The organism is Methylobacterium sp. AC433, from assembly GCF_979253015.1.
The window spans coordinates 22,372-36,362 of record NZ_CEEDBN010000026.1; the positions used below are offsets into that span (position 1 = coordinate 22,372).

The following is a 13,991-nucleotide window of genomic DNA, read 5'->3' on the forward strand; positions in this document are numbered from 1 at the left end:
GCGGGTCCACCGGCTGCGATCATGAGCGACATAGACGGACCCGGCGCGCCGGCAATGCCGCAGACTCTCATCCCGCGCCCACCGCGCCATGTGCGGCGGCGCACCGGCCCGGCCTCCGCGCATGCCGGAGCGCACCCGGATTGCGTCCGCGGCGCCTGCATGATTAACGCAGGTTATCCGGTGCGTCCGCGTCGCGCGCTTCACCGGGAGACCGCCGACCCGGCCCGGCCGGGACGACACGACCATGAAGGCGGATCGGCTCGATGGATGAGATCGTGTGGATACGGCCCGCCGGCTACGACCCCGCCGTCCAGCCCGGTACGATCCTGCGCCCCGAGGCGGGATTGCCGGAGTTCCGGGTCCTGGCGCGCCGGCCCGTGGTGATGATGTTCCATGCCGGGCCGGCCTGGGACATCCGGCCCTTCACCCAGCTCACCCTGCGGCTCGTCGAGCCGGGGGAGACCTCGGCGCGGGTCCGATCGGACTGATTCCCACCGGGACCGGCGCATCGTGGCACCGTGCCGGCCCGGACGAGGCCGGGCAGGCTCAGACGATGCCGGTCAGGTAGTAGACCCCGATCACCAGGAACACCGCCGCGGTCTTCAGGAGGGTGATGGCGAAGATGTCGGCATAGGCCTGCCGGTGGGTCAGGCCCGTCACCGAGAGCAGGGTGATGACGGCGCCGTTGTGCGGCAGGGTGTCCATGCCGCCGCTGGCCATGGCGGCGACCCGGTGCAGCACCTCCATGGGGATGTTGGCGGCCTGCGCCGCCGCGATGAAGGTGGAGGACATGGCCGCCAGGGCGATGCTCATGCCGCCGGAGGCCGAGCCGGTGATGCCGGCGAGCGCCGTCACGGTCACGGCCTCGTTGACCAGCGGGTTCGGGATCGCCGAGAGGGCGTCGCGGATGACGAGGAAGCCCGGAAGGGCGGCGATGACCGCGCCGAAGCCGTATTCGGAGGCCGTGTTCATGGCCGCCAGCAGCGAGCCCGCCACCGCGGCGCGACTGCCCTCGGCGAAGCCTGAGGCGACGGGCCGCCAGGCGAAGGCCAGCACGGTGAGGATGCCGGCGAGCAGCGCCAGCTCCACCGCCCAGATCGCGGTCACGGACGAGACCGTGGTGACGATGGGTTTGTCGAGGCCGGCGAGCGCCGTCTCGGCCTTGGGCCCGTAGAAGCGCGGGATCGCGGCCGTGAAGGCGAGATTCGACAGGCCGACCACGATCAGCGGCAGCAGGGCGATGGCCGGATGGGCGCGGGAGGCCTCGTCCATCACCTGCGGCTCGTTGCTGTGGCCGGTGCCGTAGCCCTCCCCCCGGCGCTTGGCCGCGGCGATGCGCCCGTCGAGATAGGCGACGCCGACCACGAGGATGAAGGCCGCGCCGATCAGCCCGAGCCAGGGAGCGGCCCAGGTGTTGGTGCCGAAGAAGGTGGTGGGGATGATGTTCTGGATCTGCGGCGTGCCGGGCAGCGCATCCATCGTGTAGGAGAAGGCGCCCAGCGCGACGGTGCCGGGGATCAGGCGCTTGGGGATGTCGCTGAGGCGGAAGGCTTCGGCCGCGAAGGGATAGACCGCGAACACCACCACGAAGAGCGAGACGCCCCCGTAGGTGAGCAGGTTGCACACCAGCACGATGGAGAGCACCGCCCGCCTCGCGCCCACGAGCTCGATCACCGCCGTGACGATGGAGCGGGAGAAGCCCGACATCTCGATGACCTTGCCGAACACCGCGCCGAGCAGGAACACCGGGAAGTACAGCTTCACGAAGCCGACCATCTTCTCCATGAACAGGCCGGAGAAGACCGGCAGCACCGCCGACGGATCGGTGAGCAGCACCGCCAGCAGGGCGGCCACCGGCGCGAACAGGATGACGCTGAAGCCGCGATAGGCGACGAGCATCAGGAATCCGAGCGCCAGCAGCGCGATGAACAGGCTCATGGAACGGGCATCCTTCGGCCGGCCGATGTCCACGGCCTCGCACCGGATGGTACAAGCCCCGCCCCTGCGGCACCATCGCGGCCTTGACCGGCGGGGTGACACGCCTCTGTAAGCGTTAGATCTCAGGGGGGACCCGTCGGCTCGGACGGCCGTCTGCCCGATGATGTGCAGGAGACCGCGAGCCCGTGGCGACACATTCTCCGAAATCCGAGGCCTTCGCGGTCGCCGTGGTCGGTGCCGGCGCGGCGGGCCTGAGCCTCGCCCTGGCGCTCGCCCGCGAGGGCGTCGCCACCGCCCTGGTCGGCCGGCACGCTCCCGTGGCCGACGGGCGCACGGTGGCGCTCCTCGACGGCTCGGTGCGCTTCCTCGACGCCCTCGGGGTCTGGACGGCGATCGCGCCCCATGCGAGCCCGCTGGCCGAGCTCCACATCGTCGACGACACCGGCAGCCTATTCCGGCCGCCGCCGGCCCGCTTCGTCGCCACCGAGATCGGCCTCGACGCCTTCGGCTGGAACGTGGAGAGCGCCCGCCTCGTCGAGGGCCTGCGCGCCGAGGCGCGGGCCGCCGCCGACCTGACCCTGTTCGAGGAGGACGCTGCGGGCTTCGCGGCCGGCGCCGACGCGGCCACGATCACGCTCGCCGGCGGTGCCACCCTGTCGGCCCGCCTCGTGGCGGGCGCGGACGGCGCCCGCTCGAGGCTGCGCGAGGCCGCCGGCATCCTGCCGCGCACCTGGTCCTACCCGCAGAGCGCCATCACGACGATCCTGGCGCATACGCGGCCGCACCGCGACGTCTCCACCGAGTTCCACACCCGGCAGGGGCCGTTCACCCTGGTGCCGCTGCCCGGCGGCCTCCGCTCCAGTCTCGTCTGGGTGATGGGCGAGAGCCCCGCCAAGCGTCTCTCCGCCCTCGACGACGACGCCCTCGCCCGGGCGGTCGAGCACCAGGCCCAGGCGATGCTGGGCGCGATGCGCATCGACGGGCCGCGCGGCCTCGTGCCGATGCGGGGCCTGTCCGTGCCGAGCCCGGTCGCCGCTCGCCTCGCCCTGGTCGGCGAGGCCGCCCACGTCTTCCCGCCCATCGGGGCGCAGGGCTTGAACCTCGGCCTGCGCGACGCGGCCTCCCTGCGCGACGCGGTGATGCGGGCGGTGGAGGACGGGCGCGACCCGGGTTCGCGCGCGGCGCTGGCCGGCTTCGCCCGCGGGCGCGACCTCGACGCGCGCTTGCGGTCGACCGCGGTCGACGCGCTCAACCGCAGCCTGCTCGCCGACCTCCTGCCGGTGGACGCCCTGCGCGGCCTCGGCCTCCTCGCCATGACGACGATCGGGCCGCTGCGCCGCATCGTCATGCGCGAGGGCGTGCTGCCCCGCCTCGGTGCCCCGAGCCTGATGCGCTGATCACCGCCCGGCCACGCTCCGGACCGGTGGCTGGGCCGTGCCGTCCTGCACGGACTTCCGGTCCAGGGAGCCGGTGGCGATCTCCGCCGGGTCCGCCGGGCCGCCCTGGAAGGCGGTGCCGGCCCTGCCCAGGGCAACGCCGTGGTCGAACAGGGCCCTCATGTAGCCCTGGTCGAACGGCGCGGCGGAGGTCTTCCCGAAGCGTCCGTCGATCTGGGCGACCTGAAGGTCCAGGCCGGTGCGCCGGGCAAAGCCCTGGCTGAGGGCGAGCACCGCCCGGGTCTGCGCCTTGATCGCCGCCGACATCGAGCGGCCGAGCACGCTCAGGGTGGTGCGCGACGCCATCTGGAAGTCCGGCGCCAGGCTGTTGTTGACGATGAGGTAGACCTGATGCGTCGGCAGCGGCGCGGGATCCATCGCCAGGAGCATCGATTCCGGGGCGAGGTAGTACGGCGCGGTCGTCCCGCCGTCGTCGTGCATTTCCTGGATGCGCTTGCCGTCCCCCGCCACCGCGTCGATCATCACCGGCGGAAACACGCCGGGCACGGCCGAGGAGGCCAGGATCACCGACCGGAACAGCGCGAGCGCCTTCGGGTCGCCGGTCTGCGCGATGGCGCCCATGTCCCACAGGACCGGGCGCTCACCGTCCACCGCCGTCGTCGCCACCAGGAGCCGGCGGCCCTTGGCGTGCTCCGCGGCCACCGCCTTCAGCAGGGCCGGAGTCACCGCCCTGTCGATCCGGCGCTTGAGCGGCCAGGTGTCGGTGAGGGCCTCGTTCGTGCCGCCGAACTCGAACACGTCGGCGGCGGAGATCTCGGTGTAGTTCTGGCGCAGGGCGGCGTCGCCGGAGGTGCCGACGAAGGCGAAGGGCGCGATCATCGCGCCGGTGCTGACGCCGGTGATGATGCCGAAATCCGGCCGGGTGCCGGCGTCGCTCCAGCCGTTGAGGAGGCCGGCCGCGTAGGCGCCGTTCTCGCCGCCGCCGGAGAGCACGAGCCAGGGCCGGTTCGCGGCCGACGCCCCGTCGACGAGGGTACGGAAGGCGGTGGCATCGTCTCCGGGAATGCGCACCCCCGCGGCCAGCCCGTCGGGCCGGGCCGTCGCGGCCTCAGTGGCCGTGAAGGCCACGCGTCCGGCCTGCGTCTCGGACCGGACCTGCTTCTCGGCCGGCGGCCTGTTGCGCTCGGCGGCGAATGCGGTCTGCGGAAGGCCGAGGCCGAGCAGGGCCGCCGCGAGCAGCGCCGGATGGCGGAAGCCGGTCCGCCTGATCGATGATCCGGACATGGGTCCGTCCCTCGTATTCTGTGAGGTGCCCCCTCAATCGTGAGAACGTGAGGCGAAGATCGACGTTCCGCCCCTTGGACTGCAGCGGCCGCATGGCAAACGGCTTGCGTGCGCCCGCGCACCTTTACGGCGGGGTCGGCCTTGTCCTAACCGCTGGTTCGGGACGCCGATCTCACACAAGAAATCTCCGGGAGCCAGGAACACCCATGAAACTGCCACGCCGCTTCTTCCAGCCGCTCGCCACGGGCGCACCGGCTCCCTTCCGCGACCTCCCCGTCAAGCTGGAGCGGATGATCCACTTCGTGCCGCCCCACAACGAGAAGGTCCGGGCCCGCGTGCCGGAGCTCGCCGCCACCGTGGACGTGGTGCTCGGCAACCTCGAGGATGCGGTGCCGATCGACCAGAAGGAGGCCGCCCGCAAGGGCTTCGTGGCCATGGCCCAGGCCACCGACTTCGCCGCCTCCGGCACCGGCCTCTGGACCCGCATCAACGCCCTGAACTCCCCCTGGATTCTGGACGACCTGTTCGAGATCGTCTCCCAGGTCGGCGACAAGCTCGACGTTGTGATGGTGCCCAAGGTCGAGGGGCCGTGGGACATCCACTACATCGACCAGCTGCTCGCCCAGCTCGAGGCCCGGCACGGCGTGACGAAGCCGATCCTCGTCCACGCCATCCTCGAGACCGCCGAGGGCGTGGCCAACGTCGATGCCATCGCCTCCGCCTCGCCGCGCATGCACGGCATGAGCCTCGGCCCCGCCGACCTCGCGGCCTCCCGCGGCATGAAGACCACCCGCGTCGGCGGCGGCCACCCGGACTACCGGGTCATCGCCGACCCGACCCAGGACGGCGCCGCCCGCGCCTCCGCCCAGCAGGACCTCTGGCACTACACCATCGCCAAGATGGTCGATGCCTGCATGGCCAACGGCCTCAAGGCCTTCTACGGTCCCTTCGGCGACTTCTCCGACGGCGAGGCCTGCGAGGCCCAGTTCCGCAACGCCTTCCTGATGGGCTGCGCCGGGGCCTGGACCCTGCACCCGAATCAGGTCGCCATCGCCAAGCGGGTCTTCGCCCCCGATCCGGCCGAGGTCGCCTTCGCGGTGCGGATCGTCGAGGCGATGCCGGACGGCACCGGCGCGGTGATGCTCGACGGCAAGATGCAGGACGACGCCACCTGGAAGCAGGCCAAGGTCATCGTCGATCTCGCCAAGCTCGTCGCCGAGAAGGACCCGGAGCTGGCCAAGACCTACGGTCTCGCCTGAGCGCTTTTTCCCGTCCCCTGCGTCGTCGGCGGGGCACCGCCGATGACAAGTGGCCTGGGTCCGCCTACTTTCCGTCGCATGACCGATACGCTCACTGCTGATTTCGTGATGAGAACCGCCAAGTTCGGCCTCGGCGCCGTCGTGCGCCACCGCCTCTATCCCTTCCGCGGCATCGTCTTCGACATCGATCCGGTGTTCGACAACACCGAGGAATGGTGGCTGGCGATTCCCGAGGAGGTCCGGCCGCGCAAGGACCAGCCGTTCTACCACCTGCTCGCCGAGAACGCGGAGAGCGAGTACGTCGCCTACGTGTCCGAGCAGAACCTCGTGCCCGATACCTCCGGCGAGGCCCTGCGCCACACCGGCATCGCCGAGGTGTTCGAGCGCGACGCCGACGGCAGCTACCGGATGCGCGGGGCCGCCCAGGCCAACTGACGGGCCGGCCCGGTCCGGCCGGCGCCGGCCGGCCGAAAGGGCGCGAAAACGAAACGAGGCCGGGCATCGCGCCCGGCCTCGTTTCGTTCGGGGGCCGGCCGCGTGGGCGGCCGGCAGGATCGCGATCTCAGGGCTTCGGCGCGGCCGGCGCACCGGCGGCCGGGGCAGCGCCGGCGGCGTTCTGCTGCTCGAGCTTCTTGCGCATGTCCTCGCTGCGCTTCTCGAGTTCGGCCTGCAGCTTCTTCTGCTGCTCCTCCAGCACCTTCGGGTCGATGGCCGGGCCGTCGAAGGCCTTGCCGAAGCCGGTGATCGGCACCGCGAAGGTGACCTCGCGCTGGGTCTGGTTCTGGACGCTGACGTTGAGGGTGGTGCCCTTCTTCATCGCGGTGATCAGCTCGGGGCCGACATTGCCGGCCTCGGCGAAGCAGCCGTTGGGGAAGCAGACCGCGAACTTGCCGGCGGTGCCCTGCTGGCCGTCGACGGTGAAGCGGATGCCCGGCTGCAGGAGCAGACCGAGGGGCAGCAGGTAGCGGACGACCCGCACTTCCTGCTTCTGGGCGGCGTTCTTCATCTCGTAGACGGCGACCGCCAGGACGGGCTGGCCCTGGTCGGAGACGAAGTCGCGGGTGGTGTAGCAGACGTCGGTGCCGCTGCCCTGGTCCTTGCCGCAGACCTTGGTCCATTCCGTCTGGGCCGGATCGGACTTCACGTTGACGATCTGCGGACCCGTCTGGGCCGCACCGGTGGGTGCGGCGGCCGGGGGCGCCGTCGGCGCGGGAGCGGTGGGGGCCGGCGCGGCCTTGCCCTTCGGCGCCTGCGCGAGAGCCGGTCCGGCAACCCCCGCCACTCCGGTAAGGCCCGCCAGGGCGAGGAACGCGGCGACGCGCAGCGGGCGCGCGGGACGGTTGGCGAAGAACATCAGCTCTGACCCCTTAAGATGACGGCGTAACGGATTCGGCTCGCGGGATGCGCCTCGAAACTGAGCGCGGATTCGCATCGAACGGTTCGGACTTCAAGGGCGCTTCGGGGCCTGGGGCGTGCGTTCGGCACTCGGCCGGGCGCATTCATCGCACCAGGCCTGCCGGACACGCACCTTCGGACCGCGATCGCTTCGAAGCCGATATCGCCCCTGGGCCGAGATCACGACTGGACCGGGATCGCAGCGGCGCGGCGGATGAGACCCTCCGCCACCGCGCGGCGACCCGCGGACCGCGCCATCGACGGCGCAGTCCCGCCCCGACGACAGGGCGGCCTGCTTTCCCCCCGAATGCGGCGAAGACATGACACCGCGGCCGTGACACCGCGGCCGTGGCCGGGACGCGGCGGTCGTGCGGTTAAGGCGGGCTTAACCCTAAGCGTTCATCAACGGAGGGTCGCGGGAGTCAGCGCACGTGTCGGCGCAGCAAGCAGCCCATCTTCAAGCCGCCCACCTTCTGGACTCCGTCCGGGCAGGCATTCCACTGTCTCAGGCCAGCCGCCGCATGACCGGTGCTTCCGGGACGGGGCCGGTCCGCCCGGCCCTGGTCGGTTCGGGGAGCGGGCCGGCGAGCCCCCCGGGCGAGGGCCCCGACAGCGCGCGGGTCCCACCCCGGGCGCAGCGCCTCTGCACGCTCCTCGCGGGCACGGCCCATGCCCATCCGGATCGCGTCGCCTTCGTCGACCCGCCGCACAAGTCCCTCTGGAGCGGGCGGCCCGCCATCACCTGGACCTACGGGGCGGCGGCCGAGATCGTGGCCCGCCTCGCCAACGGCCTGCGCAGCTGGCGCCTGGCCCCCGGCAGCCGCATCGGACTCGCCCTCCCGGGCAGCTCCGAGAGCTTCCTCGCCTATCTGGCCGTGGAAGCCGCCGGCCACATCCCCTGCCTCCTGCCGCTCACCCTCGACGAGGAGGGCCTGCTCGCCGCCGTCCAGCAGGCCGCCCTCCCCGCCGTCATCACCCAGACGCGGTTCGGCCCCCTCGCCCTCGCCGAACGTCTGTGCCGCGTCGCGGTGCGCTATTTCGGCCTGCGCTACCTCGCCGCCTTCGGCCCGGAGGTTCCGGACGGGGTGATCAGCCTCGACGCCATGGCCCTCGATCAGGCGGGCGGCCCCTTCGCGACCGGGCCCGGCGGTGTCATCAGCTTCGCCGAGGGCGACCCCGCGCGCCCGGTCCATCGCGGCGGCGACGCGCTGCTCGCGGCCATCGCCGTCTACCTCGTCACCGCCCGGGTCGAGCCCGGCGACCGGATCCTCAGCCTGGTGCCGCAGAGCGACCTGCGCGGCCTCGTGACCGGTCTCGGGGCCGCCCTGGTGGCGGGAGCCGGCCTCGAGACGCTGCCGGTGTTCGAGGCCCGCAGCTTCGCCGCCGCCCTCGACCGGCCGCTGCCCACCCGCCTCGTGGTGCCCGCGGCCCTGGAGCGCAACCTTTCCGCCAGCCGTCTGCCGGCCACGCTGCACGGCGTCGTGCTCGCCCATCGCGCCCCGGGGCGCCTCGGACCGCGCAGCCTGGCGCCCGCGCCGCACCGCCCGGTGGTCGACGTGATCGCCTTCGACGAGACCGCCCTCCTCGCCGGTGCCCGGGAGGCCAACGACGTCGCCCACTCGCTGACCCATCCTGAGCGCGGGCACCTGTTCTCGACCCTGATGGCCCTGCGCCGGGATCCCGACGGACATCTCGCCTTCCGGGGCCGCGCCTGCCACGCCGAGGCGCTGCAGCGCGATATCGCGATCCCCGAGACGGTCGATGCCTGGGCGGCCTCGCCCTTCGCCGCCGGCATCGAGGACGACCGCACCCTGGCCATCCGCCGCGCCTGAACCGCGACGCGTCCGCCGCGCCGGCCGGGGACCGAAGGCCCGCCCGGCGGCCGACCGTGGCCGCCGCCCGCCGCGGTGCGCTCGCGCTGCCGAAGCCCGGATTGTCGATTCGTCGGAACGGCTTGGGGCCGGGCCGCGGCGCGCCGGCATCGGGGAATGATGCGCCGCACCGGTCCGGTTCATCCCGCGCTCAGGCGGCGAACATCATAGTCACGTTAACAACGTGGCCGGCGAACCAACCACCCGGATGTGTGTTGTCACACGAGTCTCTTTCCAAGGGACGAAGGATGGGCTAGCACTGATGCTCATGGGTGCGCTGCAACAAGTTCTCGTTGTCGACGATGGCCACCGCGCCATCGATCATTCGCTCGCCGCCGAGCTCGCCGAGCTCGGTTACGCCAGCGTCACCGCCTCTCTGGAGGCGGCGCATGACGTGCTCGCGGTCATCGCGCGCCCGGCCGCCGTTCTGCTCCAGGCCTCGTCCCGGCGCGACCCGGCCTATGACCAGCTCTCCGAACGCCTGCGCGAGCAGATGCGCCAGGCCGGCATCCCGGTGATCGTGGTCGACGAGGCGATGGGGCGCCGCTCCGGGACCTATGTCGACCTGCAGAGCCAGATCGGCCCCTACGTGCTCAACCAGCCGGACCTCTGAGGCGCCGGTCGAAGAGACCGACCCAACCGCCTCATCCGTTTGCGAAAAGGGCGTGCCGACGGCGCGCCCTTTTCGCTTGTCCGGGTCAGGCCGCCTTCCTGCGGCGGGCGATCGTCGACAGGCTGCGCAGGATCGTCGTCGTCACCTTGAGACGCTCCGGAATGGTGTCGAGCTCGCGGATGAAGACGATGCTCATGTCCGGCCGCACCTTGGCGAAGGAGGCCTGCTCGGCGACGTAGGCCACGAGCCCCTGCGGGTTGGCGAAGGCCTTGTCGCGGAAGTGGACGACGACGCCCTTCGGACCGGCCTCGACCTTCTCCACGTTGGTGTCGCGGCACAGGATCTTGATGGTGACGATCTTGAGGAGCTGCTCCACCTCCGGCGGCAGCGGGCCGAAGCGGTCGATCAGCTCGGCGCCGAAGCTCTCCATCTCGGCGTCGTTCTCCAGGGTCGAGAGCCGGCGGTAGAGTCCGAGGCGGATGGTGAGGTCCTCGACGTAGTCCTCCGGGATCGTGACCGGCGCGCCGAGCGCGATGGTGGGGGACCAGGCCTCCTCCACCGGCTCGTCGATGCCGGCCTTCAGCGCCGTGACCGCATCCTCCAGCATCTGCTGGTAGAGCTCGTAGCCGACCTCCTTGATGTGGCCGGACTGGGCGTCGCCGAGGAGGTTGCCCGCACCCCGGATGTCGAGGTCGTGGGAGGCGAGCTGGAAGCCGGCGCCGAGCGTGTCGAGGGTCTGGAGCACCTGCAGGCGCTTCTCCGCCTGGACCGTGAGAGTGCGGTTGGCCGGCGTCGTGAACAGGGCGTAGGCCCGGGCCTTGGCGCGCCCGACGCGGCCGCGCAGCTGGTAGAGCTGGGCCAGACCGAACATGTCGGCCCGGTGCACGATCAGCGTGTTGGCGGTGGGGATGTCGAGGCCGGATTCGACGATGGTGGTGGAGAGCAGCACGTCGAACTTGCCCTCGTAGAAGGCCGTCATCACGTCCTCGAGCTGGCCCGCCGCCATCTGGCCGTGGGCCACCGCCACCTTGGTCTCGGGCATCTCCTGGTCGAGGAAGCGCTTGACCTCGGCGAGATCCTCGATGCGCGGCACCACGTAGAACGACTGGCCGCCGCGATAGCGCTCGCGCAGCAGGGCCTCGCGGATGAGGAGCGGGTCGAAGGGCGTCACGAAGGTGCGCACGGCCAGGCGGTCCACCGGCGGCGTCGCGATGATCGAGAGCTCGCGCACCCCCGTCATGGCGAGCTGCAGGGTGCGGGGGATCGGCGTCGCCGAGAGGGTCAGCACGTGCACGTCGGCCTGGAGGGCCTTGAGGCGCTCCTTGTGGGCCACGCCGAAATGCTGCTCCTCGTCGACGATGATGAGGCCGAGATCCTTGAAGGCGACGTTCTTGGCCAGGAGCGCGTGGGTGCCGACCACGATGTCGACGGTGCCGGCGACGAGGCCGTCGCGCACCCGCTTCATCTCGGTGGTGGAGACGAAGCGCGACATCTGGGCGACCTCCACGGGCAGGCCCTTGAAGCGCTCGGCGAAGGTCCGGTAGTGCTGGCGGGCGAGCAGCGTGGTGGGTACCACCACCGCCACCTGCTTGCCGCCCAGCGCCCCCGCGAAGGCGGCGCGCAACGCCACCTCGGTCTTGCCGAAGCCGACGTCGCCGCAGACGAGGCGGTCCATCGGGCGGCCCGCATTGAGGTCGGTGAGCACCGCGTCGATGGCGTTGGCCTGGTCCTCGGTCTCCTCGAAGGCGAAGCGGGCCGCGAACTCGTCGTAGAGCCCCTCCGGCGCGTGCAGGCGGGGGGCCTGGCGCACGAAGCGCTCGGCCGCGACCTTGATGAGCTGGCCGGCCATCTCGAGGATGCGCTTCTTCATCTTGGCCTTGCGGGCCTGCCAGGCGCCGCCGCCGAGACGGTCGAGGGCGATCTCGGCATCCTCCGAGCCGTAGCGCGTCAGGAGCTCGATGTTCTCCACGGGCAGCAGCAGCAGGCCGCCGGCATACTGGATCTCCAGGCAGTCGTGCGGCGCGCCCGCGGCCGTCACGGTCTTGAGGCCGACGAAGCGGCCGATGCCGTGGTCGGCATGGACCACGAGGTCGCCGGGCTGGAGGGCCTGCACCTCCAGGATGATGTCCTGCGGGCGCTTGGCCTTGCGCTTCTGGCGCACCAGCCGGTCGCCGAGGATGTCGCCCTCCGAGATCACCGCGAGCCGGTCGACGACGAAGCCGGAATCCAGGCCCCAGACCGCCACCGCCACATCGGTGCCGCGCTTGAGCGCGTTCACCGCCGCCAGGGTGTTGATGGCCACGGGCTTCTTGAGCCCATGATCGGCCAGCACCGAGCAGAGCCGGTCGCGCGAGCCGTCGGACCAGGATCCGAGGATCACGTGATGACCGGAGCCCTGCAGGTCCCGCACGTGGGCGACGGCCGCGTCGAAGACGCTGGCGGATTCGTCGGCGCGCTCGGCGGCGAAGCTGTGGCCCTGGCGGCCCTCGCAGTCGATGGTCGCCCGATCCGGGTTCTCGGGCATCGAGAACGGCGAGAGCCGGGCGACGGACGCCGCCGCGACCCGGTCGCGCCACTCGTTGGGGGTGAGGTAGAGGGCGGAGGGTTTCAGCGGCTTGTAGGGCGCGACCCCGGGGGACGGCGCCTTCATCGCCTCGGCGCGGGCGTCGTAATAGTCGCGGATCAGGGTCAGGCGCTCGCCGGCCGCCTCGTCCACCTGGGCGTCGAACACCATCGGCACGCCGGCCACGTAGTCGAACAGCGTGTCGAGATGGTCGTAGAACAGCGGCATCCAGTGCTCGAGGCCGGCATAGCGCCGTCCCTCGCTGATGGTCTCGTAGAGCCGGTCGTCGCGGTTGGCCGCGCCGAAGGTCGAGAGGTAGCCCTGGCGGAAGCGCCGGATCGTCTCGGTGGTGAGCTGGACCTCGCTCATCGGCACGAGGTCGAGGGAGCGCAACTGCCCGATGGTGCGCTGGGTCTCGGGGTCGAAGGCGCGGATCGACTCGAGCGTGTCGCCGAAGAAGTCGAGGCGGATCGGGTTCGGCAGGCCGGGCGGCGACAGGTCGAGGATGCCGCCGCGCACGGCGTACTCGCCGGTGTCCCGCACGGTGCCCGTGCGCAGGAAGCCGTTGGCCTCGACCCAGGCCGTCACCGTGTCCATCGGCACCACGTTGCCGATCGCCGCCGAGAAGGTCTCGATCGCGATCTTCTCTCGGGGAGGCACCCGCTGGATCAGGGCGTTGACGGTGGTGCAGAGGATGCGGGGCTGCTCCTCGGAAGAGCGCGAGCGGGCGAGCCGCGACAGGGCGGTCATGCGCTGGGCCGCGATGGCCCCGTTGGGCGAGACCCGGTCGTAGGGCTGGCAGTCCCAGGCCGGCACGCTCATCGCCTCGATCTCGGGGGCGACGAACTTGAGGGCGCCGACGAAGGCGGCCGAGCGACCGGAATCCCGGGCGACGTGCACCAGCACCGCCGGGCCCTCGACGTCGCGGCTGAGCGCCCGGGCGAGGTCGGCCACCACGACCGCGTCGAACCCCTCCGGCACGTTGGCGAGCGTCGGGCTGTCGCCGCGCTTCAGCGCCTCCAGGGCGCGGGCCAGCGCGCCGGATTTCGGCAGGGCGAAGCGCGCCGTCTGGGGTTTCGCCGCGGGCACGGGGGCTTTGGGTTGGGGTTTGGCCATCGGGTCGGGGTTTTGCACTCGTGCTGCGCCGGTCGGACCCTGACGGTCCCGTCCGGCTTCGTTCGTCTGACGGATCGCCCTGGGCGCGGACCGCGCGGGATCGAAGCGCGGGACCGGAACGTATGTAACCGCGCGCCCGGTCCTTACCAGACCCGCGCGGGTTACCGCACCCCGGCGCGTTGATCCAGCGCGGCGGCCGGCCGCGCATCCCGCCTCTCCCGGTCGCTCCGCGCGCCCTCCCCCGCATGGGGCGGGCGGGACGGACCCACGCGGCTTCACCCCCGCGCGCGGTTCCGCGCCGGGGGCATGGCCCGGAACAACGACACGCCGAACGGGGACGCGGGACGCCGCGGAACCCATGGACTGCGCTTCAAGATGTGCCGGTTCCCCGGCGTCCCGGGCTCCGGCGTCGCCGCCGGGGCCGTTGGCGTCGCGGTGTCTCCGACGGGTCTCGCGCTGGCGCTAAGTTCGGCGGGTTCTAGTGGTGCGAGTCTAACACTTGGTGCCCGCGCTTTGCGGCCTGGATGATGCGATCCGGGTCGGCAGTCCAGACGA

At 71.8% G+C, this 13,991-nt stretch carries 10 protein-coding genes; 6 read left to right on the plus strand and 4 right to left on the minus strand.

Features of this window, described 5'->3' with window-relative positions; translation table 11 throughout:
• The first annotated feature begins 263 nt into the window (after nt 1–263).
• The gene (locus AC0IWM_RS22715) at nt 264–488 is read left to right on the plus strand and encodes a hypothetical protein (RefSeq protein WP_471758798.1); all 225 of its coding nucleotides are present in this window, start codon (nt 264–266) and stop codon (nt 486–488) included.
• 58 nt (nt 489–546) lie between these two features.
• Here AC0IWM_RS22715 and AC0IWM_RS22720 read toward each other — a convergent pair whose 3' ends face one another.
• The gene (locus AC0IWM_RS22720) at nt 547–1,938 is read right to left on the minus strand and encodes a GntP family permease (protein ID WP_471758800.1); all 1,392 of its coding nucleotides are present in this window, start codon (nt 1,936–1,938) and stop codon (nt 547–549) included.
• Nucleotides 1,939–2,123: 185 nt separating this feature from the next.
• Here AC0IWM_RS22720 and AC0IWM_RS22725 point away from each other — a divergent pair, with 185 nt between their 5' ends.
• Entirely contained in the window at nt 2,124–3,335 is a 1,212-nt protein-coding gene (locus tag AC0IWM_RS22725) for an FAD-dependent monooxygenase (protein WP_471758802.1), read from the plus strand.
• On the opposite strand, the gene AC0IWM_RS22730 is transcribed toward AC0IWM_RS22725, so the two are convergent.
• Nucleotides 3,336–4,619: a patatin-like phospholipase family protein gene (locus tag AC0IWM_RS22730; protein ID WP_471758804.1), complete on the minus strand. Its 1,284-nt coding sequence runs from the start codon at nt 4,617–4,619 to the stop codon at nt 3,336–3,338.
• A 206-nt stretch (nt 4,620–4,825) separates the two neighbouring features.
• Here AC0IWM_RS22730 and AC0IWM_RS22735 point away from each other — a divergent pair, with 206 nt between their 5' ends.
• Nucleotides 4,826–5,878, plus strand: a complete 1,053-nt coding sequence (locus tag AC0IWM_RS22735; RefSeq protein WP_447678981.1) for an HpcH/HpaI aldolase/citrate lyase family protein — start codon at nt 4,826–4,828, stop codon at nt 5,876–5,878.
• 108 nt (nt 5,879–5,986) lie between these two features.
• The gene (hspQ, locus tag AC0IWM_RS22740; RefSeq protein ID WP_243214705.1) at nt 5,987–6,313 is read left to right on the plus strand and encodes a heat shock protein HspQ; all 327 of its coding nucleotides are present in this window, start codon (nt 5,987–5,989) and stop codon (nt 6,311–6,313) included.
• 127 nt (nt 6,314–6,440) lie between these two features.
• On the opposite strand, the gene AC0IWM_RS22745 is transcribed toward hspQ, so the two are convergent.
• Nucleotides 6,441–7,232, minus strand: a complete 792-nt coding sequence (locus tag AC0IWM_RS22745; protein WP_471758806.1) for an invasion associated locus B family protein — start codon at nt 7,230–7,232, stop codon at nt 6,441–6,443.
• A 562-nt stretch (nt 7,233–7,794) separates the two neighbouring features.
• Between AC0IWM_RS22745 and AC0IWM_RS22750 the strand changes: the two genes are divergently transcribed.
• Nucleotides 7,795–9,105 (plus strand): AMP-binding protein, encoded by a 1,311-nt coding sequence (locus AC0IWM_RS22750; RefSeq protein ID WP_471758808.1) that lies wholly within the window; start codon nt 7,795–7,797, stop codon nt 9,103–9,105.
• Nucleotides 9,106–9,412: 307 nt separating this feature from the next.
• A complete protein-coding gene (locus AC0IWM_RS22755; protein ID WP_471758814.1) occupies nt 9,413–9,757 on the plus strand; it encodes a hypothetical protein in 345 nt (114 codons plus the stop codon).
• An 85-nt stretch (nt 9,758–9,842) separates the two neighbouring features.
• Here the strand turns inward: AC0IWM_RS22755 and mfd are convergent, their stop codons facing one another.
• Nucleotides 9,843–13,436 carry a transcription-repair coupling factor gene (mfd, locus tag AC0IWM_RS22760; RefSeq protein ID WP_471758810.1) on the minus strand — a complete coding sequence of 1,198 codons (3,594 nt, stop codon included), beginning with the start codon at nt 13,434–13,436 and terminating at the stop codon, nt 9,843–9,845.
• Nucleotides 13,437–13,991 lie beyond the last annotated feature (555 nt).